The sequence below is a fragment of the Chloroflexota bacterium genome, assembly GCA_034717495.1.
Taxonomy (GTDB): domain Bacteria; phylum Chloroflexota; class Anaerolineae; order JAAEKA01; family JAAEKA01; genus JAYELL01.
The window spans coordinates 1-24,163 of record JAYELL010000086.1 but is presented as its reverse complement, the minus strand read 5'-3'; the positions used below and the strand labels follow the sequence as shown (position 1 = coordinate 24,163).

The following is a 24,163-nucleotide window of genomic DNA, read 5'->3' as shown; positions in this document are numbered from 1 at the left end:
TTTCTGATATCTGATCTGCAATTATCTGCGTAATCTGCGTAATCTGTGGTTGTGTTTTTTAGGCTCGTGGCCAATCTTCTTGCCCGGTGTGCAAGAATCTGACTCGTAAGATACCAGGGAGTTCTCGCCATGCCGCTGTTTCGTTTTCGTTTACCCTTTGGAATTGCAGCTTTCGCCGCCTTGCTCCTGATTACCCTGCTCGCGCTGTCAGGCTGTCAGGCATCGACAGAACCCACTGTCACTTCCTCCGAAACAGCGGTTGCGGAAAGCCCGCTTCCATCCCGGGACCGTGGCACCGAAACCGATCAAGCCGGCGACCTGGCGCTCGATTCAGCTGCACCTGATACCGGGGCTTCCTCCCGGCAGAATGGTGAATCCCCGGCTACAGACGAATCAGGGGCTGAGGCCATCCCGCAGGGCAGCAATCGTCTGAGCCTTGAAATGAGCCCTTACCTGCTGCAACATGCCAGCAACCCGGTGGATTGGTATCCCTGGGGCGAGCAAGCCTTCGCCCGGGCGCGCCAGGAAGACAAGCCCATCTTCCTCTCCATCGGCTACTCCACCTGCCATTGGTGCCACGTTATGGAAGAGGAATCCTTCTCCGATCCCGAAGTCGCCCGCTTGATGAATGAGACCTTCGTATCGATCAAGGTGGATCGGGAGGAACGGCCCGATATCGACAACCTCTATATGGTCGTGTGCCAGATGCTTTCCCAGAGCTGCGGATGGCCCCTGAATATCATTATGACACCCGACAAAAAGCCCTTTTTCGCAACCACCTACATGCCCCGCGAAACCCGTTTTGGGCGGCCCGGCATGCTGGAGATAATTCCCCGGGTCCAGGCAGCCTGGACCGCTGAACGCCAGCAAGTCATCGATTCGGCCGAGCAGATCACCGCTGTGCTTCAACAGGCCTCACTCAGTCAACCGGGCCAGAATCTTGGTGAAGAGACGCTGCAAGCCGCCTACGATCAGTTCGCTGGCCGTTTCGACGAGACCTGGGGAGGCTTCAATGTGGAGCCCAAGTTCCCCAGCCCGCACAATCTGCTTTTTTTGTTGCGTTACTGGCAGCGCAGCGGCGACCAACAGGCCCTTGCCATGGTTGAACAGACCCTGCAGTCGATGCGCCGCGGCGGGGTCTTCGATCAGGTCGGCTATGGATTTCATCGCTATTCCACAGACAGGCAGTGGAAGCTGCCCCATTTCGAGAAGATGCTCTACGACCAGGCCATGTTGGCCATGGCCTACACCGAAGCCTTCCAGGCCACCGGCGATCCGCACTACCAACAGGTCGCCCGGGAAATCATGACCTACCTGCTGCGCGATATGACATCGCCCGAGGGTGGCTTCTATTCCGCCGAAGACGCCGACAGCGAGGGCGAGGAAGGGAAATTCTACCTGTGGAGCGAGCAAGAACTGTTTGATCTCCTGGGTCCGCAGGATGCCGAGCTTGCCATGCGCCTGTTCAACACCGCGCCGGAGGGCAACTTCATCGAGCAAGCTACCGGGCAACCAACTGGAAGCAATGTCCTTCACCTGAACGCTGACCTGTTGGAGTTGGCTGATGATCTGCAGCCCTCCCAAGCTGAGTTCGAAACACGCCTTGAGAGAATTCGCCGGCAACTGCTTTCCGCCCGGGAAACGCGCGTTCGCCCACTCAAGGATGACAAGATTCTGACCGACTGGAACGGCCTGATGATCGCCGCCCTGGCGAAAGCAGGGGCAGCCTTCGGCGATCCCTTCTACGCCGACCAGGCCCGTCGCGCCGCAGATTTCCTGCTGGCAAACCTGAGAAACGAGCAGGGCAGGCTGTACCATCGCTACCGCGACAGGCAGGCTGGCATTCCGGCTACCCTCGATGACTACGCCTTCCTGGTATGGGGCCTGCTCGAGCTGCACGAGACGACTCAGGATGTCGCCTTCCTGAAAGCCGCACTCGACCTCAATCAGGAGATGCTGGACCATTTCTGGGACGCTCAGTCCGGTGGCCTGTTTTTGACCGCGGACGACGGGGAAGCCCTGCTGGTTCGCCAGAAACAGCTCTTTGATGGCGCCATCCCTGCCGGAAACTCTGTAGCCATGTCGAACCTGCTGCGCTTGGCGCGCATCACGGCCGACGCTACGCTCGAGGAAAAGGCAGCCGACCTGCTTGCCGCCATCGCTGGCACGGTGGCCGGTTCACCGGCAGGATTCGGACAGCTGTTGTCCGGTCTCGACTTCGCGCTTGGCCCATCCTACGAGGTAGTCATTGCCGGCGTGCCTGGGGCGGCCGACACCGAGGCCATGCTGACAGCATTGCGGGAGACCTTTGTACCAAACAAGGTGGTTCTGCTGCGCCCTGAAGGAGTAGAAACACCAGAGATTTCCGAGATCGCACCCTACGTCGACGACTACTACAGCCTCGGTGGACAGGCCACCGCCTATGTCTGTTTGAATTACATCTGCGAACAACCAACCACCGACGTCGACACCATGTTGGCACACCTGGAGGGCACCAGGGAAGGGCCGTAAGAACCCCACAGATCTGAAGGTCCTGCCCACAGGTGGCATCCACATCGCCATGGCAACCCCTGCCGGTCTACGCGAAATCGGTCAAGTGCTGGCCCACCTCATCTCGATAGCTTCACTCGATCTGGCGGAGAAACTGCCCATCGGGCGGCGCATCGTCCAGGAACGCGCTCAAACCAGCCAAAGCATCGCCGGTGTCATCAATACGGCCTGCATCGAGCGCTTCAGTGCCACCTTACGCTGGCCAAGGCGATACTGCATGTTGATGATGCCGGGTATGACTTCCAAAAGTTGAAAGATTCTGAGCCAGGCGCAGGTATGGTTGCCTGTGCGGTTGAATTCCAGTACGTTGAATTCCAGTACAATGTATCTGGCATAGCATCTGAGCACATCCAGGAGCATGCATGAGAATGAAATCGAACCTGCCCCAAATGCATTTGGATATCGGCCGGTCACGGCAATAACGTGATGGCAATATGATGGCGGATAGCTGGTTTGATTGCGTTGAGTGTTGTTGGCTAATAGCGCAGTTACCCTTTTTTATTTCTTGAGGAGCAGGGAGTCATGAGCAGACAAATGGGGAAAAGTGTATTCCTGGAAGCCGGAAAACTCATGCGCGTGATCATCCCTGCCTGGTTGCTTGCCATGGCGTTGTTGGCAGCCGCCTGTGGAGGTCCGTCACTCTCTGCCTCAGGCGAGCCATCACCTCAACCCACCGTCACCCCGGCGACGGCTTCTCTAACGAGTGATGACATTGATGCCGACCCTGTAATGAAGGAAAATATCCCCGAGGGCGAACTGGACATTGACAGTGGCACAGATATTCACGCCACCGATGGACATATCGGCCCGCTGGATGAATTCGTGGTGGATCTGGACAGTGGAAAAATCACCCACTTGATAACACACGAAGGACATCTGTGGCGAAAGCACAGCTTGGCTGTGTCGGTGTCCGCCATCGACTACATTGCAGGCGGTACCGTGTACCTGAAACTGGATAAGAACGCGGTCGACGCATTTCCACCCATGTGACAGGAGTGGATTTCAAATGAATGAATCATGGCTTACCATATTCTTACTTGCACTGGTCGCCAGTTTTCTACCCTTGCAGTTCGGTGCCGAAGTTTCCCTCCTGGGCAAGGAAAATGGCACCAAAAAGGCATCCAGTTTGGTTGGGGGAATCACCCTTTACAAGGTTCTGGTAGCTGTCATTGTCGTGTTCTTGATTGGCGGTGCAATGGCAGCCCTCACTCAGGACATTCAGGGCATCGGCGGATTCATCAAATCAACACTGGCGACTCTCGGTCAGGATGTCACCTCCGGACAGCATGCGCTGCTGGACCTCCTGCTGATCGCCGCAGGCGTCGCACTGATCATTCACGCCTATCGCACCCTGCGCGGCAGGTCTGAAGCAAACCAGACTTCCGAGGAAGATACAAAGAAAGTACATAGAGGCGGCGCTGTGGAATTGATCATGGTCGGCCTTGTATGGATGCTCGCGAGTCCCGCTCAATGGCTATACACGAGTGCTGGAACGAGCCAGATTCTGGCACTGCCAGTCAGTTCATTGGCAAGAGCCGTTGTTTTTGTCCTCTTCCTGCTGCTGTGCAATCTGATGGTCATCCTGCCCGTCGCGATCTATCTCATCTGGCCGGAACGCGCCGGTGCGGAATTGCTAAAGATAGATGCTTGGATCAATGGCGCTTTCCGCTATGTGGTGATTGCGGGATTCTTCTTCATCGGATCGTTTTTCATCTGGAAGGGCGCTGGCGGGCTGCTGATTTTCCTGAACAGTTAACGACACGTGACCAGGATCCCCGACAGGGCAGCACCGGCCAGCGCCATGACTCCCTAACCCAGCGCGGCGAATACGAGACCACTTTCGAGACTCGCCGCGGCGACCGACAGACCCACAAGACAGAAGTTCCATCCCAGGCCCAAAAGAAACAACGCCACAGCCTGGGAAACTGGTTTTCCATCAACTCTTCCGGCACCGCGCAACGATGATTAACGGGAATGCAACGCCCAGCCTTGGAACAAACGCGCGCGCCGAGGCGTCCGTTAGGTGTAGAGCTTACGGAACAAACATCGACCAGAAGCCTGCAGTCAGCCAGGTCGAACCTGTCGATAACGCGCTCATTGACCACTGACAATTGACAACTGACCATTAACTGAAGCCTGAATGAACCGCAGCGCTGTCCTAAGCGGTGTCCCGCTCGCCCTGAGCCTGCCGAAGGGGAGCCTATCGAGGGGCGTAGTCGAAGGGCACTGTCCTGAGCGCAGCCGAAGGTATCTGAATGAACCACAGATTACGCAGATGATCGCAGATCAATCAAAAAAGGATCAGCGAGGATCTGCGCCGAAGGTCTGCGTAATCTGCGTTCCTCTGGCTTGTCTAGGTTAGGGAAGTAACACCATGTCCTATCTTGACACCATCCACAACCTTGCCACCGATCCCGAACAGCTGGAACTGACCTACCAACAGGCCGTGCAAACCGGCGATGGCGACGCGTTTGCTGAAGCCATCGATGCCGGCTACACCAAGGCTGGCGACAACCTGTTGCTGGCCGCCTGGCACTATCGCCTGGCCTATGCTGCCGCGGCTGCCAAAAAGCGGGTGATAGCCTGGAGTTGGGCGATTCCCCTCGGCCTTCTGAACGGCCTGTTGCTCTGGCTGCTTTCTGACGATCAACGCTTCACCATCCAGATGACCAATCCGCTGACCGGCCAGGCCCATGACATCCTGCCCGCTGTGGCCCTGCTGGCCGCTCCCATCAGCGCAGCGGTGATGGTGTTGTTTCTGGCCTTGGCAGGCAAAGGGCGCCTGGACCGGGCGCTGGCGGTGATCCTCGGGCTGGCGGTTGCCGTCGCCTACGTGCTGTTGCTTTTCTCCAACATCTGGCCGCGCGCCTTTCAAGAGCAGTATCTGACCCTGATGGTCATGCATCTGGCACTGTTGGCGTGGGCTGCCGTAGGCGTCGTCGCGTTGGCAAAAAAACGCGATGCCCGGAATCGTTTCGCCTTCCTGGTGAAGTCACTGGAGGCCTTTGTAGTATTCGGCCTGTTCGCCATCGCCGGCGGACTCTTTACAAGTATCACCTTCGGCCTTTTCAGCGCCCTGGATATCGAACCACCTGATGTCGTGATTCGCCTCTTTTTGGCCGGCGGGGCTGGATTGATCGCCATCATCGCCCTCGCGCTGGTCTACGATCCAACTCTGGCGCCAGCCCGGCAGTCCTTCGACGAGGGACTGAGCAAGCTGGTAGCCATGTTGATGCGCCTGCTATTGCCCCTGTCAGTGCTGGTGCTGCTCGTTTACCTGGCCTTTATCCCCTTCAACTTCCGCGAGCCCTTCGAGAACCGCGAGGTGCTGATCATCTTCAACGCCATGCTTTTTGCAGTAATGGCCCTGATGGTGGGGGCAACCCCGGTCCGGGAGAACGAGCTGGGTGACCAGGCCCAGACCTGGCTGCGCCGCGGTATCATAGCGCTGGCCGCACTCTCCTTGATCGTCAGCCTCTACGCCCTGGCTGCCATCCTCTACCGCACTTCTATCGACCGGCCCACACCAAACCGCCTGACCTTCATCGGCTGGAATGTGATCAACATCGGTGTTCTGGTGGTGCTGTTGGTCCGGCAATGGCGAGCCGGGCGCTCCCGCTGGTTGCCTGCCATGCACAGCACCTTCGCCACCGGTATGGTTCCTTATGTCATCTGGACCCTGGTTGTCATCCTGGTCCTGCCATGGCTCTTCCGCGGCGATCCGGCACAGGTCGCCCATCTGCCGACCCGCGTCCAACAGATCGTCTTCGACGAGGCCGATCCCATCCTGCTGAAATGTGGCAGCAGCCCCCACATCTATCTTCTCGAGGATGGCGAGAAGCGCTGGGTCAAGGACATCGCGACCTTCAAGGCCGAGGGTTTTCGATGGAGCGACGTGGAGTTCATCCGCTGCGACGATCTGCGCGACGTGCCCGATGGTCCCACTATTCCACCCGGCGCCGGCCCACCGCCCCAGCCCTGAGGATCAACATTGACAATTGACCATTACCACGCTTCCCTGATCGATGGCAAGCATAACGCCCCCGTCGCCGCCGGCCCAGGCGAAGGCTGAGGCTGAGCTTGTCGAAGCCGGGCCCGCCCCGGAAAAGAGATGGACCAACGAGCGCGTTGCCATATCTATCGCGTAGAGCGTGACCCTTCTGGCAGCGCGCGTCTCCTGCTGCAACATCAGATAAGGCTGATCCCCGACTTGCACCAGCTGCGCTTGCCCCGGGCCCAAATCCCTCAACGAACGCTGCCAACGCAGAACGCCATTGCGGTCGAAAACCATCAGAGGGCGATACCGGGAACTGCCATGGACCACCAGTAGCCCACCATCGGGCAAAACCAGGATGTCCCCGAAATCGGGATAGCCCCAGGGCAGCGGGATCGATAACCTGGCGCTGCCACCCTCGGGATCCAGCTTGAAGACCCCATCCTCTCCATAGAGCCAAAGACCCTGGCGGTCGCCGGCAAGTGGACCGCTCATGCCCACATCCCAGGCCGCCGCACCCATCTCGTCGATGGACCAAAGATCTCCCTCAGGACCACCGATCGCCAGAACGACCTGGTCGCCGGCAAGCAGCCAGCGATCTTGACCGGGCTGCCAGTGAAGAGATGCAGGCAGTTCCTTTTCCCAAAGCTCGCTGCCATCAGATGCCAGGGCAATAACCTGGCGCAGACCCGAGAGGCGCTGCTCGTCCGCGCTGTATCCCATGCGCCAGGCAAACGCGGCTACGCCACCCTGGGGAAGGGCAATCAAGCCGGGCTTACCCGTCAACTCCAAATCGAGCTGCCAGCGCGGCGCGGGGTCGCCGCCCTCCCCATCGACTGCCAGATCAAAGGCGTGCAGCACGCCCTGCTCACTGATCAAATAGATGCCAGAGTTGCCTGCCGCGATTGCCCCGTCGACCCAGGACTCCTGGGCCGGGAGTCGCCACCGAACACTGCCATCTTTCCCGTCGATGGCCACCAGGGCATCAGTCTGTAATACGAAAAAGATATCCTTTTCGTTGCTGCCCAGAATGCGCTGAAAGTCCGGCGATACCGGTCGCGCCCAGAGCACTCCCGGAGTCGATTGAATCCGGTGATTCCAGATTACCTGCGAGGGATGTTGCCAGCCGGCCGTGCCAGGCTCGGGCCAGTAACCCGGTCCGGGCTCATCGGGCATGTGGGTACGGATTTCAAAGTGCAGATGGGGAGGAGTTCGTGGGCGGCCAATGCGGCCAACTTCGTCGCCACGGGTCACGCAATCGTCGGCCTGCAGCGTCACGCTGGCGGGATCGAGATGTCCATAAAAGGAAAGCAGCTTGCTGCCGCTGTCGAAAACATGCTCGACGATAACCACGCCCTTATCCCGGCCCCAGCCCCACGGTTGAGCATAGGTCACCCGACCATGGCCAATGCTCTGCACCGGTGCACCCAGGTTTCGGCCCCCTGCCATACCCCAATCCTCGCCTGCGTGCTGCAAACCAGTGCTGCGCCTCCGGCCGAATCCCTGTGCCAGACTGGCCCCCTCGGCATCCGGTGGGTTCAGCGGAAAGTCCAGCCGGTCCACCACACCGCAGGCAGCATTATCCTGGGGCACTGGCGCGCGGGTGGCAAGCGGGCTTGGACCACCCACTACCGCGATTGCTTGGGCAGTCGGCGTAGATGCAGGCGTGGCCGTCGGGGTTCTGGTAGGTGTGAGCGTAGGCATAGCCGTCGCCGTCGCGCTAGGTGTGGCAGTGGCGGTCGGGGAGAAGATCGCCGTCGCTGTAGGCGGCACCGCAATCGGTGTCGCCTCTCGCCGGCCACAACCAACCATGAGCGTCAGCAGGATTGCCAGAAGAAGAAGTTGAAACCATCTGTGGCCGAGGATTTTCTTGTCAGTCACAATGCTTTCAACTCCAGGTAACCTCGCGCGATAAGCATGCCCAACACACTGAGGAGAACCCGATTTGGTTTCTTTCCGGCCTGTTCCCTGATCTGCCATTGGAATCAAGCCATGACCGCGAGGGCAGGATCGATGGATCGATGGAAACATCAGCCTGTTTGCGGCTGATCTGCTCGCCATTGTACCCCCGGCAAGGAAACCATCAAAATGGGTTTCGCTATGACCGGTTGACAGCCGCGCCGGGCTGTGATAAAAGGGGGAAACAGTAAGGAGGCGCGATCGGGGCCTCCGCATTCCGGAGCAAAGGACCGCTAAGATGAGAGGACGAGAACTGCGCCGGGCACTGGCCGAGGGGAGGCGGGTGTACGGAATCGCGATCGAAGGTTATGGCCAACCTCGCTGGCCACGCTTCCTGGCCCAATTTGGCCTCGACTTCGTATTCATCGACAGCGAGCACACGCCACTCAACCGGGAAACCATGGCCTGGGCTGCCCAGGCCTACGCCTCCAACCGCGTCGCGCCGCTGCTGCGAATCCCGGAACCGTCGGTGTCCTATGCAGCCATGGGTCTGGATCTGGGTGCCCACGGCATTATCGTGCCCTACGTGGAAACTGTGGAGCAAGTCAAGACCATGGTAGGCGCCGTGAAATACCGTCCCCTCAAGGGCGCCGCCCTGCGAGCGGTCCTGGAGAATGGCCATTTTCCCAGTCCGGAGACCGCCCAATACCTGCATGATTTCAATCCCGATTCCTTGCTCGTCATCATGATCGAGAGTCCCGCCGGAGTGCGGAATCTACCGGAGATCCTGGCCGTAGGCGGCGTGGATGCGGTCTTGATCGGCCCCCACGACTTTTCCGTATCCCACGGCCTGGCCGAAGATTACGACCACCCCCTCTTCAACCAGGCAGCGCGGCAGGTGATAGAGACCTGCGGGGCGGCCAATGTGGGCGTAGGCATTCACTTCGTGGCCGGCGACCTGGAACGGGAAAAACGTTGGATCGAATGGGGCTGCAACCTGATCGTGCATCGCAGTGATACGCTGTTTATCGCCCAGGGAATCAATCAGGAACTGCGAGGCCTGCGGGAAGAGCTCGATGGGCCTTCATCCATCGAGGCTTCCCAGGCGCTAACCGGAGGCCATGCCCTTTAGGCAGAGACATCAATCCTGCTCCGCCTGAAGCAACCTGAACATCTCCGCCACAGCGCCACCATCCATCCCCGCGAAGATGCTGTTGCATGTCGCGATCATGTAGCCACCCCCCGGTGCGCCCTGGCCCAGACAGCGCAGCACCTCTTTTCGAACCGCCGCCAGATCGCCATCACAAAGAACCCGAACATCCATATTTCCCACCAGCACCAGCTCCCGTCCATACCTCTTTTTGATTTCAATAAGCTCGATACCTGCCGCAGGCTCCAGGCCGTGCACGCCAACGAATCCAGCATCGATGGCAGCGGGTAACAATGGCCGGATATCGCCGTCGCTATGCCAGAGAACCGGCGCGCTCAGGGCATCGACGATTCTGCGATGATAGGGCCAGACCCGCTCCCGCCACATCTGGGGTGAGATCATGGGACCACTTCGGTGAGCCGCGTCGTCGCCAAGAACGACAACCTCGGCGCCCAACGCGATCGCCTGCCGGTACAGAGCTATACACCACTCAGTGCGCTGCGCCAACAATCGATCCACATACCCTGGATCGTCGACCAGACGTCTGAAAAACCGCCCGAAGCCCATGGCCATATAGGCCGCTGTGAAAGGCCCCACGTGGGTACCGAAGATCAGGCAGTGGTCCGGATGGCGCGCCTTGAGCCGGTCGATCTCCTCGGGATCAAAGAGCTGTCCCGCCAGCTCGGGCGATGGGCTGAACCGCCGCAGGTCCTGCTCGGAATCCACAACCCCGTCCAGGTATATGCCATCCCGCCAGACCCTGCCCCACTCGTCGACCCCAGTCGCCCAGGCGTTGCTGCCCGGCAGGGTTTTGCTGGGCAACATGATGCAGTCCTGCCCCAGATTGACATAGCTGTCCAGCGGGTCAGTTTGACCGGGCGAGGGCAGCAATGCATCGATCCAGATTTCGAAGCGAGGCACCCGCTCCGGTTCCCGATGGGCCATCGCGTCCAGTACCCGCTCGCGGGGGATGCTGGTCATCGTGCGATACCGAAAAGTCAACTATCCGGCGGCGATCATGACGTTCGACGCCTTGATCACCACGTAGACCTCTTTGCCTTCGACCAGGCCCAGGTTCTCAGCTGAGTTTTTGGTGATGATCGAAACGACCTCTGCGCCACCGGCCAGTTCAACGGTCACCTCGCTGTTGACAGCCCCGTGGGTCAGGTTTTTCACGGTGCCTTTCAGTACATTGCGCGCGCTGATATTCAAAGTTTTCTCCTTGTTGTCGGGCCCTTCCAGCCCAGGTAGATATCGAAAAACCATCGAACCCATTGTAGCCCTGCCGGCATCAGGCGTCAACTGTCTTCCTCCAATGGGTGACACCACCTGCAAACTGTTGTATAATACGTTGGCACTATGAATTGCTCACACTGCGGAGCCAATATGGCTCAAGACGACAGCTATTGCAGCCGATGCGGAAGCCCGCGCGCCCAATGGCCACCTCAATTCGATGAGGGCGACAACAGGAGTGTGCCGTGGAAATGGCTCGCCCTGTTGCTGGCACCATTGCTGATAATCGCCACCGTAACGGCGGCAGTCCTGATCTTGCCCGGGCTGCTCAGGCCGGACCCGCCTCCACCACCCGTCGCGGTGGTCACCGAAATGCCGCTGGTTGAAGCGCTGGAGACAGAAACGCCAAATCCCGCGGAAACATCCACGCTGGTCCCAACAACGACCAGCCCGGCGGACGTGGCACCGTCGCCTGCCGAAACCCCACAGCCTGCCGCTACACCACTGCCCACCGACAGCCCAACGCCGTTGCCCCCCACACCTGCCGACACCCCATCACCTGAGCCCACCACTGTTCCCACTGCAACCGCTACGGTGCCCCCTCTTCGACGTACACCGGACACCAATGGCGTTCTGGTATTCGAGGAAAACTTCGAGGCCGATCCGGTTCAGGCCCAACCCTTCTACGGCGAGGACCTGATGACCTTCGACCACGTGCGTGGTCGCGGCCTTCTGACTGGCAACCAGCCAGGCATTGTGATGCCCCTCTTCTTTTCCAACCGCCTCCTGAAGGATTTTTCTGCCGAGGTTGATTTCCGGGCACCGGTGGCTGGACCCGGCAGTGGCTATGGCTTCATATTCCGCAGCCTGGAAACGGCCGATGGCGACCTGCCCGGCTATTACCTGGCTTTGCTTCGACCCGCCGATGGCACTGCAAGTCTGCAGGCCTGGGATGGCGCGGCATGGCAAGGCCTTGCCCGCCAAACAATTCCTGCCGGGCTGCTGGATGACTCAGGATTCAACAGTGTCCGCCTGGAGGTTGAAGGCAGTGACTTCGCCCTGTTTGCCAACGACACCTTCCTTCTACAGGCCCAGGACGATCGTTTTTCCGACAGCGGCATGTTTGGGTTCGCCATTGTTCCCGGACGAGACCTGTCCGAGGGTGAAGAGGACTTCGTCCATCTGCGAAATCTTCAGATCTACCATCCTTCCAGTACGGTTACCGCCGCGACTACGCCTGTGGTTGCCCTTTCGGCTACCCCACAGCCATCCCCAACCGAAGATGCCGAACCGGGGGACCATACCCTGGTCATCGACTTCGATCAGAACCCCCAGTGGCGACGGAGCGATCAACCTTACGGGCGTCTTGAACCTGGCCAGGACCAGGTCCATACAGGCAACTCTTCTGGCAAGATCACCTACCATTTCGATGCCGTCGAGGACAACTTTGTCGTCTTTGAGGCCCGACCACCTGTTCAATTGGTGGGAGAGCCCAGCGGTTTGGTGGCCTGGGTTTTTGGCGATGGATCGGGTCATTTCCTGAACGCCTGGCTTAGCGATACTGAGGGTGAACGCCGCGCTTACACCTTTGGGCGTCTCCACCACCAGGGCTGGCAGCCCATGACCGCCTGGTTCGACGACGAGGCCGAATGGCCCAACGGCCACATCAGCGGGCCCGACAACGGCAAGATGGATTTCCCCGTCAGCTTTGATGCCCTGGTGCTGGACGGGGTTCCCGACGGCCAGCCTGACGGCGGAATAATCTACATCGATGATCTCCGCACTACCAGCGAACCATTGCCAACCAGCCCCCTTGCTCAAAAGCAATCACCCACACCCATTGCGCAGACGACGCCCGAGGCCAGCGGACCAACGCCTGCTCTGAGTGGTCGCATCGCCTTTCCGGTCTATGCCAGTGACCGGCGCGTATACGATGTGTTTGTGGCCAGGCCCGATGGTTCGGAGATGGTGCGAATCCTGGACTACGCCAGCCAGCCAGCCTTGAGTCCCGACGGACGCCGGCTGGCCTTGCGCCGCTGGCAAAGCGACGATCGTGGAATCGTGGTGATGGATACCTACGGAGGCAACCAGAAACGCCTGACCAATTTCCTGGAGGACGCGCTGCCCTCCTGGTCGCCTGACGGCCAAATCCTTGCATTCATGTCCAGGCGCGAGGCAGACCGGCGTGCACGCGTCTACGAGACAGGCAGCAGTGGTGGATCCGACTGGCAGTTGCAACAGGGCAGCGGTCCCGTCTACGGCGAGTACGCAACCTGGTTAACAGACGACCAGATCGTCTACCGTACGGTTTTCCCCGACAACGGTCTGGCAACTATGGATTCCAATGGTTCGGGGATGAAACTGATCCTCAAGGACAACACAGCAACAGCGCCGGCGGTCGCACCAAACAGCAGTGCCATCGCCTTCATGTCCCAAAGCCAGGATAGCTGGGATATCTATCGCATCAATCCAGATGGCTCAGGTCTGAACCGCCTGACCGACCATGCCGGCAGTGATGGACTGCCCGCATGGTCCCCCGATGGATTATCCATTGCCTTCGTTTCGAACCGCGATGGCCTCTGGTCAATGTGGGCCATGAACGCCGACGGTTCAAACCAGCAGAAACTCTTTGACCTGCCCGGCGCCGTGGATGGCCTGGTTGCCAACGAACCAGGCTTCAGTTCCCGGGGATGGGTGGAAGAACGGGTCTCCTGGGGGCCTTGATCACCTCTTGTCCCATTCCTGCTTGCCGGAAAAAGAGCCGCCGGCATACGATGTTATGTCGAGGAAAAAGCCGAAGATTACCAGCAGCCACTCGAAGCCGTTGACTCCATTGGGAGCAACAACGATGTAGAACAGGGTAGCGTAGGGTAAAAAGATCAAACCCAACAAGGGCAGAATGAAGCCGTCGAAGGCCCGGCTTACCCAATCGGTGAAAATCCACATCAGCACGATCGCCACACGCGGCATCACCGCCCCTAAAATCGCAAACAGACATCCACATCCACAACAAGGCATTGCTCGGCCTCCTGTCTAAATCGCTATCACATCAAGGAACGTTGAGGTGCCTACATCTTGCTTTCTTTACGTCTCTCGATGCCCGTAGGTTTCAATCGAGTTGGTCAGTATCCCACTGCTGCAGGAGCTCATTGGATCTCGTAGTAGCCTTCGCCTCCTTCGAGATCCTGGAGATCCCAAAAGATACCTCTATCGAAGGGGTGCATTCAAAATCGGTTGATCGCCGGGTAGGGGCCGGGTCTCCCCGCCCTCCGCCCACTGGCGTGACCGCAGGGACCGCCCCAACCCGTTTTCAACACACCCCTGCTGAAGGAGCTCCGTTCCCTCACCGGTGATGCAATTCCCTGGCCGCAATGAAACTGAGGCCGTTTTGCGTCAACGCCCGGGCTGTTCGGTTGAGCGCTTCGTGCTTATCCAGATAGTTCAGCAGCAAATCGGGCATCTCTCCCGCAGCCTCGATCTCCTCCTTGGACCGGAAATAGTCCAGGATGTCCGAGGGACGGTCCCGGGCCGAGTCTATCTCTGGATCACCCCCCTCATGTTTGGCTGAGATATTCGCCACATGGTCGGCCAGTTCGATCAACTCCTGCCGGCGATTATACGGTTGGCGCACGATGTGCTTCCACGTCTCGGTGATATGATGCTCGAAGCGCACTATCTCTTCGAATCCAAGCTCTTTGCGAAACTGCGCGGTTATCTCCATAGATTCGTTGTTGACCGAATTGCTCCAGTTGAACCCGATCAAAGGGCTCGTGCCATCCTCCCGGCTGAATAGCTTGGCCCCGATCAGGGTCCAGAGTGCCGCATAGGGGTTATCATTGCCCAGGAAAACAGATATCTTGAACTCGTTGTCGATGCCCAACTTGTGTAATAAATAGCCGAGCAACACGGTGCCAGGATTGACATTGAGAACCTGTGTGATTCCGTAGGTTGTATAATAGTGCAGGTACTCGTCCAACCACTTCAGGGCATAGTCGTTGGGCTGCCCGACACCGCCAAAGTAGCCGGTGATCGTATCCGGCCCGCCCAGGTGAATATTGGCCCCATCGGTTCCCTTGGTATCCAGCGTTTCGACGTAGCTCGCGCCGATGATCTGCATCGCAGCCGCAAAGGCCAGGATATCGCCGTCGTCAGCCTCCTGCTCCCTCATACTGCGCACCCGAATGAAGCGCCCCGGCATGAGTTCATCACGGGCAATGCACTGCCGGGCCTGAACCAGCACCCAGGGGAAATACTGGCAGGCGCTGATCTCCAGGGTCACCGCAAAGTCGTCGGCAAATTCAAGCGAGTCGGCCTGATCGTCCAGCTGCTGCCGGCGGAAATCAGACTCCGAGATGAAGGCCTGCCGGTCCCGCTGTTCTGCCAGCCAGGCGAGATCGGATAGATAGGGCGACCCCTGCGCTTTCAGTCGCCGCAGCAGACTGGGTAGTTCGCGGGCGGCATCGGCCTTGCGATTGATCTCCTCCGGGGTGCCATATTTAGCGACCACCGCCAGAAAATCGTCAACAGCCCGGTTCTCAGGATCCAACAGAACGCCGTTGATCTCCTCCAGTCTTTGGGATGGGATTGCCAGTCGTTGCCGGAGCTCGTCGCTCATCTTACTCATCCTCCTCGCTCAACAAGGTGAGCAGCTCGCGGTAAGCGGGGTCCTTGATTCCAAAATAACGCTCCGGCTCGGGAAACGACCCTTCGGTTACTTCCTCGACGTACGCCGTGAGACCATCCAGGATCACCTGGCCCGCCTCCCCATATTTTTTTGCCATCTTGGGCGTGAACTTCGGATAGAGGCCGAACATGTCGTGGAAGATCAACAACTGTCCGTGCGCGTAGGGGCCTGCGCCGAGACTGATGATGGGGATCCGGGCGCGCTCGGTGATGATCTGCAACACCCGGTCGGGCACCAACTCGAAGAGAATGCCCATGGCTCCCGCCTCCTCGATGGCCCGGGCATCGTCGATCAGTTTTTTGGCCTGCTCAGCCCCTTTGCCCTGTAGTCGAAACCCTCCTAACGAGGAGACACTCTGAGGCGTCAGCCCCAGGTGCCCCATGACCGGGATGCCCGCGTCGCTGATCGCCGTCACGCGGGACGCCATCTCGGCGCCACCCTCAAGTTTCACCCCATCACAGGCAGTCTCTGCCATGAAACGGCCCGCGCTGAGGACGGCCGTCTCATCGGAGGGTTGATAGCTCATGTAGGGCATGTCGCCGATCAGCCAGGAGGAGAGGGTTCCCCGGCGCACAGCCTGCGTGTGCCGGATCATGTCGTCCATGGTGACAGGCAGGGTGGAATCATACCCCAACATGGTCATCCCCAGGCTGTCCCCCACCAGTACGATGTCGATTCCTGCCAGCTCCACCAGGTGTGCCGTGGCATAATCGTAACAGGTGATCATCGTAATGGGAATCCCCTGCTGCATCTTGCGCAGCAGAACCGGAAGCGTTACCTTTTTGCGTTCGCTCATGTCAAGACTCCTTTGTCTCGAAAAGAAAAGTGAATGGTTTGACGCAACACCCGCAGCTGTTCAGCTGCCTCCCAGGTCGATTGTTTGTGCTCCCTGTTGCGGAGAAAGACAACCTTTTGCCGCTCACGTTCAGTATATCAACAAAGCGCCGGCGCCGCAAATCATTGACACCGCCAGCAGATAACGTATAATTGACCCGACCCTCGATCCTCTCGAGCCGAGCTTTTTTACCAAGAGGTGACATTCATGTCAGAGGCCATTTTAGCTTCCCTGGGCCAACTCTATCCCCCCGATCGACTCCTGACTCGTCCCGCTGAGCTGATCCCCTTCGAGTCCGATGCCCTGACAGCTTATCGGGCCCGTCCCCTGGCCGTGGTCCTTGCTGAGACCCAGCAGGAGGTCATTGAGACAGTGCGGCTGTGCAACCGATTCGGCGTTCCCTTTGTGCCAAGAGGCAGCGGCACAAGCCTGTCGGGCGGCTCCCTTCCCCTGAAAGATGGCATCGTGCTTGCCCTCAATCGCCTCAACCAGATTCTCCATGTGGATGCCGACACCCGAACCGCGGTCATCGAGCCGGGTGTCATCAACAACAGCATCACGGCGGCGGCTTCCCCTCACAATCTCTATTTCGCGCCCGATCCCTCAAGTCAACCTATCTGCACAATCGGTGGCAACGTTGCCTACAACTCGGGCGGGGCTCACTGCCTGAAATACGGCATGACCAGCAACCATGTGCTGGCAATCAAGGCGGTACTGGGCGACGGTGAGGTAGTGACCCTCGGGGGCGCCAGCCTGGAAGGCATCGGCCCCGATCTGACCGGGCTGTTTGTTGGCTCCGAGGGCATTTTTGGCATCGCCCTGGAGATAACCGTGCGTCTCCTCCCCGCGGTGGCAACATTTCGCACGGTCCTGGCGGCCTATCATGACCTGCAAGCCGCTGGAAATGCAGTTGCCCTGGTGGTGGCCTCGGGATTGTTACCGGGCGCCATGGAGATCATGGACAGGCTGGCCATCAAGGCCGCCGAGGCATCGGTCAAGGCGGGCTATCCGCAAGATGCGGCCGCTCTGCTGATCGTGGAGCTTGAAGGTGAGCCGAACCAGGTTGAAGTCGAGTTCGATCGATTGCTGGAAGTAATCGATCGTTCAGGCGCCGCTGAAGTTCGCACGGCCCGGGACGACCGGGAACGGGCCAGGATATGGAAGGGCCGCAAGGGGGCGTTCAGCGCTGTAGGCCGGCTCAGCCCCGATTATCTGGTCCAGGATGGAGTCGTGCCGCGAGGCAAGTTGGCAACAGCCCTGGCCGAGATCGAGCGCCTCAGCCTGGCATATGATCTTCCCGTGGCCAACGTCTTCCACGCCGGCGACGGCAATCTCCATCCGTTGATCCTCTACGATGGTCGCTTGCCGGGCGCGCTGGAGCGGGCCAAAGCGATGGCAGGCAAGATTCTGCGGCTCTGCATCGACCTGGGGGGGTCGATCACCGGCGAACATGGCGTTGGCGTGGAGAAGTTGGCTTACCTGCCGGCCATGGTCGGGCAGGCCGACATGTGTCTCATGCAGAATCTGCGTTTGGCCATGGATCCCAGACAACTGGCCAACCGGGGCAAGATGCTGGCGGTCAACGGACCGGCTACGTCGGCCATTCCAACCTCCCGGACAGAAGGAGGCATTGCACAGGCGCCGCCCGCGGCATTCTCACCCGCGACAGTGGCCCAACTCCAGCAGATCATCCGAAGCCATCGTGCGATCCTGGTCAAAGGAGCTGGCAGCAAACCGGCCCTCTCCACCCCGGGCGATGATCTTACGACTGTCATTGATATGAGCAGCATGTCGGGAATTCTGGATTATGAGCCGGATGAATATACAATCACCGCCCTGGCAGGCACACCGGTAGCTGAGATAACGCAATTGCTGGCTCAGCATGGGCAGTACCTGCCCTTCGACCCCCCCCTGGCCCGGGCTGGCGCCACCCTGGCAGGCACGGCAGCCGCAGGCATAAGCGGCTCCAATCGCTACCGCTACGGTGGCGCTCGCGACTTCATCCTGGGCATCCGTTTCGTCGATGGTCAGGGCAATCTGCTGCAAGGCGGGGGTCGGGTCGTCAAAAACGCGGCCGGCTTTGACCTGCCCAAGCTCATGGTGGGCAGCCTGGGACGCCTGGGCATTCTGACCGAGCTGACATTCAAGGTGTTTCCGAAACCTGAGGCCTTTGCCACGTTAAGTGTCGAATTCAAGGCGGTCGACACAGCTCGCAGGGCCATGATCGACCTGAGTCGCGCTTCTCTCGACCTGGAGGCCCTGGATTTGCAGCCAACCGACCATGGTGCCCGGTTGTGGATCCGCATCAGTGGCCTTGCTCAATTGCTCGACGCTCGTCTGGATCGCCTGCAGGCCCTGGTTGGTGATGGCCAGATACTCACTGGCGCCGGGGATGAGCGCTATTGGCAAAGCGTGAGCGAATTCCAGTGGGCGCCCTGGGACTCGGCGCTCATCAAAATACCCCTGACGACAGGTCAGATTCCTGCCGTCGAAGCGCTTCTGCGCCCGCAAAATGCCCCGCGCCGTTATGCCGTGGGTGGCAACGTTCTCTGGCTCACCCTGCCCGACCTGCCATCCTCTCTCGCTGAGTCCCTGAGCCATCTTGAGATGGCCGGCCTTGTTCTACGGGGTGCGCCCGGTCAACCCTGCATCGGAACGCCACCGGGCGCGGACTTCGCGCGCAGAGTCAAACAGGTCCTCGATCCCGATCAGCGTTTCCTGGAGCTATAGCATGAGACATGACATCGTTGCGGAGGCTTTTGGACCCCGGGGCGAGGCGATGGCGCACGCGGTGGAAGCATGCGTTCATTGTGGCCTGTGTCTGCCATCCTGTCCCACCTACCAGGTGCTCAACCAGGAAATGGACTCGCCCAGAGGACGTATCATCCTCATGAAGGAAGTGCTGGAAGGCGGCCTCACGGCTGACGAAGCTGCCCCCTTCCTGGAGCGCTGCCTCGGCTGTTTGGGGTGCGAGACAGCCTGTCCCTCCGGCGTGCCCTACGGGGAATTGATCGGCACCTACCGGGCATATGCGGCAAGAACCGGGCAAAATGGCGCCACAGAAAGGGCTGTGGAGTTCCTGCTGACAGCCTCCCTGCCCTATCCCAATCGCTTTCGTCTGGCGTCCAGGGCGGGCAAGCTGGCCCGACGCCTGCCGCTGCCACTGCCGGGGACGATGGCCGCTATGCTTGAACTCGTTCCCGATGAACTGCCAGCGAGCGAGCCCTTCCCCGAAGTGTATCCTGCTGCAGGCACCCGGCGCGCCAGGGTTGCCCTTTTAACCGGCTGTGTACAACAGGTGCTGGCTCCGGAGATCAACTGGGCTACCTTGCGGGTTTTGGCGCGCAACGGTGTCGAGACCATCATTCCCAGGGACCAGGGTTGCTGTGGTGCCCTCGGCCTGCACATGGGAAACACCAAAGAAGCGCGCCGTCTGGCGCAGAACAACCTTGATTGTTTCCCGTCAGAGCTTGATGCGATCGTTACAAATGCCGCGGGCTGCGGCTCTGGCATGAAGGAATATCCCCTGCTTTTCAAGGGCCACGCCCAGTCCGGTCGGGCAGAACGCTTTGCAGACCAGGTGATGGATATAACGGTCTTTCTGCATGCCCTCGGCATGGAACCGCCGCCGCCCCTGGCCCAGCCCTTGCTCCTGGCATACCACGACGCCTGTCACCTGGCCCACGCCCAGGGAGTCCGTGCGCAGCCTCGCTCGCTATTGGGGCTGATAGGAAATCTCGACCTTGTGGAAATCCCTGATGGCGATATCTGCTGCGGCTCGGCCGGCACCTATAATCTTCAACAGCCTGACATCGCTCGCCAGCTGGGTGAACAGAAAGCGCGCAACATCCTGTCAACAGGTGCCCGGGCAATTGCCACAGGCAACATCGGTTGCCTCACCCAGATCAGTGCTCATCTCAAGGCTCTGGGTAGACCCCTGCCCATCTTCCACACCATCCAGGTGTTGGATCTGGCTTACCGGGGCGGGAGCGTGTAAGCGGCGGCCCATTGGACACCTCATGCCCCTGCTACTCTGCTACTCCGATACTCTGAAACTCCGACACTCCACTTCAAAACACCAGAGTCAACCCAATCACGATCAACGCGACCAGGACCAGTTTTCGGAACTGTTCGGGGTTTACCCGCCCTTCCAGCCGTTGTCCTGCCAGGATGCCCAGGCCCACCGGCGCCAGCGCCACCAGATAACCTCGCCAGACCGCAGGCACAAGGTTGCCAGCTACCACATGGCCTAAAACGACAAAAACGCCTGTGGCAACGAAGAACGCCTGCAGGTTGCCTTTGAAGACCAGCGGCGACCAGCGGCGACACTGCCCATAGATGATCACCGGGGGACCAGGCGCGTTGTAGGCGCCGGCGAGCGTGCCCGCGACAAGGCCGACCCCATAGGCCCAAATGCTGCCCTCCAGGCGCGGCATCTTTAGCCCGGATAACACAGTGAGCGAATAGATAATGACCAGCACCCCCATGATGGTCAGAATAACGGTCTCGTCCAGGTACCCGAGAGCCAGAATCCCAAGGGGAATCCCGACCATGGCGCCGATCACCAGTTGCCAGATCGCCGAAAGGGAAAGGTCGAAGCGATAGCGAATCACCAGAAAGCTCTCCAGGCTCAGCGCCAACAACGCTACCAGGGGTGCCGCAATTTGAATGCCAAGAAGTTCCGCCAGCAAAGGCATGGCGACCAATGCCCAACCAAATCCGATCAGGCTCTGGGTCAATGCGGCCGAAAAGACGATAACCGTCAGAAATACGATGGTCATCGGGCAACGATATCACAACAATCGGCCTGGGCAAAATCATGTCACTCGAAGTTGAGGAATCTCAGAGGTAATGGTATCATGCATGGCGTTTGAGCGCACGGTCACCTCTTGGATTTTGCTCAAACCGCGTAGATGAGTGCACTTAAAAATTTTCGTAACTGCTCAGGCAATCCCGGTTTTTCCATAGATTTCGTCGATTGACACAGATTCAAACAAAAAAATCTGTGGGATCTGCGCAATCTGTGGTTGATCTGAGCGCAAACAGGTCATTTTCCTGCCGAGCCTGAGTAGTAACAAATTTTCTCTGTTATGGAGGTAACGAGCATCGTGGCGAAAGCAAATAAGGCAAAAGGCGTAATCGGAATCCTGACAGGCGGTGGCGATGTGCCCGGATTGAACCCGGCCATTCGTGCGGTTACAATCCGCGCCTTGCGCGAGGGTTATCAGGTCATCGGCCTGCGCCGCGGGTGGAAGGGTATCATGGAGGTCATCCGCGAGAAGGACTACGACAATAGCGAGAACTTTCAGGTCCTCAGCGAGGAAATCGTCAACAAGGCTGGTAGAACAGGCGGCACTTTCCTGCATACCTCCAGAACGCGGCCCAGTCATGTGTCGAAGGAAACAGTGCCAACCCACTTGCAGGACACTTACGACAAACCCATGAATGACTTGACTCCGGAAATCATGAAAAACCTCGACTGGCTTGGCATAGATTTCCTCATTCCGATTGGCGGCGATGATACCCTCAGCTATGGCGTGCATCTCTACCAGCAGGGCGTCAAGGTAGTCGGCTTCCCCAAGACCATGGACAACGACGTGCCGGGAACCGATTACTGCATCGGATTCAGCACCTGCGTGACCCGCACCATCAGCCTGACCAATACACTGCGCACCTCGGCCGGCTCCCACGAACGCTTCCTGGTCCTGGAAGTCTTCGGTCGCTATGCTGGCTTCACCGCCATGCTGCCAACCATGGCCGGTGCGGCCAACCGCTGTGTCATCCCGGAATACAAGTTCGACATGGATCAGCTTACGGAGCTGCTGGTCAATGATCGGGAAAAGAACCCCAGCAAGTATTCCATCGTTCTGGTCTCGGAAGGAGCCATGTTTGAGGGTGGAGAGATGGTCTTTTCCGACCAGACCACCGACGCCTTTGGACACAAAAAGCTGGGCGGCATTGGCGACCTGGTTTCCCAGGAACTCAAGGCCCGCTCGGCGAAATTCAACAATGGCAGAACCATCAACGTCATCAATCAGCGCCTCGGTTACCTGGTCCGCGGCGGTGATCCCGACGCCATTGACTCAATCGTACCTATGGCCTACGGCAACCTGGCCCTCGATCTCATCCTGAAAGGTGTGCACGGCCGGCTGGTTGTGCTCAAGAACGGCCGTTACGATGACATGCCGATCGATGTGGTGACCAGTACCAAGAAGGTGGTGAATATCAAGACCCACTACAGTACGGATCGCCTGCGCCCTCTCTATCGACGCTTTGCCATGAAGCCGCTGTTCATTATGACCAGTGAGATGGAGTAAGCTTCCCGAGCAAATTGTCAATTGTCAGTGGTCAGGTGCAGACCATGGCACGCTTTCCTGAGCTGAATGCCCGAAAGAGAAACCTGCATCCTGAGCTTGTCAAAGGGTGCGGCCCAAAACAAATTACCAGATGAGTATGACCAGGACTTGGGTATACATCCTTCGATGTTCGGACAGTTCCTACTACACAGGCCGAACGAACAACCTGAAACGCCGTTTAGCGAAACACCATGCTGGTGACGCAAGTGAATGGACATGCCGCCGATTACCAGTTGAACTCCTTTTCGCACAGGAGTTTTCTGACAGCTTGAGTGCCTATCACGCCGAACATCAGATCCTGCCATGAAAGATCCCATGATAAACCGGCTTGTGCTTGTTGCAGGTAACATCGGCGCCGGAAAGACCTCGCTCACTGAACGCTTGGGCGCCCGCCTTGGCTGGCGAACAAGCTTTGAATCGGTCGCCGACAACCCCTATCTGCCCGATTTCTATGCTGACATGCGGCAATGGTCCTTTCACCTTCAGATTTTTTTTCTCGGCCATCGTGCGGAACATCACCTTGGCCTGGCCAACAGCCCGGACTCGGCCATTGCCGACCGCAGCATCTACGAGGATGCCCATATATTCGCCAGGGCCCTGCATCACCTGGGCAACCTGAGCGAACGGGACTATGAGGCCTATCGCCGTCTTTATGGCCTTGTCGTCGCAGGCTTGCCCCGTCCTGATCTGCTGCTCTTCCTGGACGCACCTGTCCCCGTCCTGGTCGACCGCATTCGCCGCCGCGGCCGGGACATCGAAAGCGGCATCAGCCCCGAATATCTTGCCTTGCTGGAATCCTTCTACGACGACTGGATTCAATCTTTCGACCTGTGCCCGGTGTTAACCATACCCAGTGGCAATCTGGATTTCGTCAACAGACCCGCCCATCTCAACATTGTTGTAGACAGAATCCTCGATAAACTTGCCGGGAAAGAGTCGGTGGTCTTTCCCGCTTAGTCGCAAAGTCGCAAGGGCCCCGTGTCCCCGCGTCCTTCGCGTCCTTCGCGCTTCGCGCCCTTCGCGACCCTTCGCGCCTTCGTGGTCCAAACCCTCCCCGCGTCCTTCGCGCTTCGCGCCCTTCGCGCCCTTCGCGCTTCGCTTCCTTCGCGACCCTTCGCGCCTTCGTGGTCCAAACCCTCCCCGCGTCCCCGCGTCCTTCGCGTCCTTCGCGCTTCGCGGCCTTCGCGACCCTTCGCGCCTTCGTGGTCCAAACCCTCCCCGCGTCCTTCGCGCCCTTCGCGCCTTCGTGGTCCAAACCCTCCCCGCGCCCTTCGCGACCCTTCGCGCCTTCGTGGTCCAAACCCTCCCCGCGTCCCCGTGTCCCCGCGTCCCCGCGTCCTTCGCGACCCTTCGCGCCTTCGTGGTCCAAACCCTCCCCGCGTCCCCGCGTCCTTCGCGTCCTTCGCGCTTCGCTTCCTTCGCGACCCTTCGCGCCTTCGTGGTCCAAACCCTCCCCGCTTCC

Annotated in this window: 19 protein-coding genes and 1 pseudogene; 13 read left to right on the top strand and 7 right to left on the bottom strand. The window is 59.2% G+C overall.

What is annotated here, in order from left to right:
- The first annotated feature begins 129 nt into the window (after positions 1–129).
- The 5 genes from U9R25_15885 (at position 130) to U9R25_15865 (ending at position 6,532) form a co-directional block, all read left to right on the top strand.
- Complete coding sequence (locus U9R25_15885; protein ID MEA3337379.1) at positions 130–2,511, top strand: thioredoxin domain-containing protein; 2,382 nt, start codon at positions 130–132, stop codon at positions 2,509–2,511.
- 49 nt (positions 2,512–2,560) lie between these two features.
- On the top strand, positions 2,561–2,803 hold the full coding sequence (locus U9R25_15880) for a hypothetical protein (protein ID MEA3337378.1): 243 nt from the start codon (positions 2,561–2,563) through the stop codon (positions 2,801–2,803).
- Between the two features lie 269 nt (positions 2,804–3,072).
- A complete protein-coding gene (locus U9R25_15875) occupies positions 3,073–3,540 on the top strand; it encodes a hypothetical protein (protein MEA3337377.1) in 468 nt (155 codons plus the stop codon).
- A gap of 16 nt (positions 3,541–3,556) precedes the next feature.
- Positions 3,557–4,306: a GAP family protein gene (locus tag U9R25_15870; GenBank protein ID MEA3337376.1), complete on the top strand. Its 750-nt coding sequence runs from the start codon at positions 3,557–3,559 to the stop codon at positions 4,304–4,306.
- Positions 4,307–4,924: 618 nt separating this feature from the next.
- The gene (locus U9R25_15865; GenBank protein ID MEA3337375.1) at positions 4,925–6,532 is read left to right on the top strand and encodes a hypothetical protein; all 1,608 of its coding nucleotides are present in this window, start codon (positions 4,925–4,927) and stop codon (positions 6,530–6,532) included.
- Positions 6,533–6,535: 3 nt separating this feature from the next.
- Here the strand turns inward: U9R25_15865 and U9R25_15860 are convergent, their stop codons facing one another.
- On the bottom strand, positions 6,536–8,425 hold the full coding sequence (locus U9R25_15860) for a peptidoglycan DD-metalloendopeptidase family protein (GenBank protein MEA3337374.1): 1,890 nt from the start codon (positions 8,423–8,425) through the stop codon (positions 6,536–6,538).
- Positions 8,426–8,741: 316 nt separating this feature from the next.
- Here U9R25_15860 and U9R25_15855 point away from each other — a divergent pair, with 316 nt between their 5' ends.
- A complete protein-coding gene (locus tag U9R25_15855) occupies positions 8,742–9,575 on the top strand; it encodes an aldolase/citrate lyase family protein (protein ID MEA3337373.1) in 834 nt (277 codons plus the stop codon).
- A gap of 9 nt (positions 9,576–9,584) precedes the next feature.
- Here the strand turns inward: U9R25_15855 and U9R25_15850 are convergent, their stop codons facing one another.
- Positions 9,585–10,574 (bottom strand): uroporphyrinogen decarboxylase family protein, encoded by a 990-nt coding sequence (locus U9R25_15850; GenBank protein ID MEA3337372.1) that lies wholly within the window; start codon positions 10,572–10,574, stop codon positions 9,585–9,587.
- A gap of 21 nt (positions 10,575–10,595) precedes the next feature.
- On the bottom strand, positions 10,596–10,805 hold the full coding sequence (locus U9R25_15845) for a TOBE domain-containing protein (GenBank protein ID MEA3337371.1): 210 nt from the start codon (positions 10,803–10,805) through the stop codon (positions 10,596–10,598).
- Between the two features lie 174 nt (positions 10,806–10,979).
- On the opposite strand from U9R25_15845, the gene U9R25_15840 reads away from it, so the two are divergent.
- Positions 10,980–13,550, top strand: coding sequence for a flagellar filament outer layer protein FlaA (locus U9R25_15840; protein ID MEA3337370.1), 2,571 nt, complete (start codon positions 10,980–10,982; stop codon positions 13,548–13,550).
- Here U9R25_15840 and U9R25_15835 read toward each other — a convergent pair whose 3' ends face one another.
- The 3 genes from U9R25_15835 to panB all read right to left on the bottom strand — a co-directional run bounded on the left by U9R25_15835 (position 13,551) and on the right by panB (position 16,306).
- Positions 13,551–13,787, bottom strand: coding sequence for a hypothetical protein (locus tag U9R25_15835; protein ID MEA3337369.1), 237 nt, complete (start codon positions 13,785–13,787; stop codon positions 13,551–13,553).
- Between the two features lie 382 nt (positions 13,788–14,169).
- The gene (locus tag U9R25_15830) at positions 14,170–15,441 is read right to left on the bottom strand and encodes a hypothetical protein (GenBank protein ID MEA3337368.1); all 1,272 of its coding nucleotides are present in this window, start codon (positions 15,439–15,441) and stop codon (positions 14,170–14,172) included.
- A gap of 1 nt (position 15,442) precedes the next feature.
- Positions 15,443–16,306, bottom strand: a complete 864-nt coding sequence (panB, locus tag U9R25_15825; protein ID MEA3337367.1) for a 3-methyl-2-oxobutanoate hydroxymethyltransferase — start codon at positions 16,304–16,306, stop codon at positions 15,443–15,445.
- 246 nt (positions 16,307–16,552) lie between these two features.
- Here panB and U9R25_15820 point away from each other — a divergent pair.
- The 3 genes and pseudogenes from U9R25_15820 (at position 16,553) to U9R25_15810 (ending at position 20,342) form a co-directional block, all read left to right on the top strand.
- Positions 16,553–17,920 (top strand): annotated as a pseudogene (locus tag U9R25_15820) (FAD-linked oxidase C-terminal domain-containing protein).
- On the top strand, positions 17,915–19,075 hold the full coding sequence (locus U9R25_15815; GenBank protein MEA3337366.1) for an FAD-binding protein: 1,161 nt from the start codon (positions 17,915–17,917) through the stop codon (positions 19,073–19,075). The pseudogene U9R25_15820 and the gene U9R25_15815 overlap by 6 nt, the downstream one beginning before the upstream one ends.
- A gap of 1 nt (position 19,076) precedes the next feature.
- Entirely contained in the window at positions 19,077–20,342 is a 1,266-nt protein-coding gene (locus U9R25_15810) for a heterodisulfide reductase-related iron-sulfur binding cluster (GenBank protein ID MEA3337365.1), read from the top strand.
- A 73-nt stretch (positions 20,343–20,415) separates the two neighbouring features.
- On the opposite strand, the gene U9R25_15805 is transcribed toward U9R25_15810, so the two are convergent.
- Complete coding sequence (locus U9R25_15805; protein MEA3337364.1) at positions 20,416–21,126, bottom strand: sulfite exporter TauE/SafE family protein; 711 nt, start codon at positions 21,124–21,126, stop codon at positions 20,416–20,418.
- Between the two features lie 327 nt (positions 21,127–21,453).
- Between U9R25_15805 and U9R25_15800 the strand changes: the two genes are divergently transcribed.
- The 3 genes from U9R25_15800 (at position 21,454) to U9R25_15790 (ending at position 23,658) form a co-directional block, all read left to right on the top strand.
- Entirely contained in the window at positions 21,454–22,662 is a 1,209-nt protein-coding gene (locus tag U9R25_15800; GenBank protein ID MEA3337363.1) for a 6-phosphofructokinase, read from the top strand.
- 130 nt (positions 22,663–22,792) lie between these two features.
- Positions 22,793–23,008: a GIY-YIG nuclease family protein gene (locus U9R25_15795; protein ID MEA3337362.1), complete on the top strand. Its 216-nt coding sequence runs from the start codon at positions 22,793–22,795 to the stop codon at positions 23,006–23,008.
- Positions 23,009–23,016: 8 nt separating this feature from the next.
- Positions 23,017–23,658 carry a deoxynucleoside kinase gene (locus U9R25_15790; protein ID MEA3337361.1) on the top strand — a complete coding sequence of 214 codons (642 nt, stop codon included), beginning with the start codon at positions 23,017–23,019 and terminating at the stop codon, positions 23,656–23,658.
- Positions 23,659–24,163: the final 505 nt, after the last annotated feature.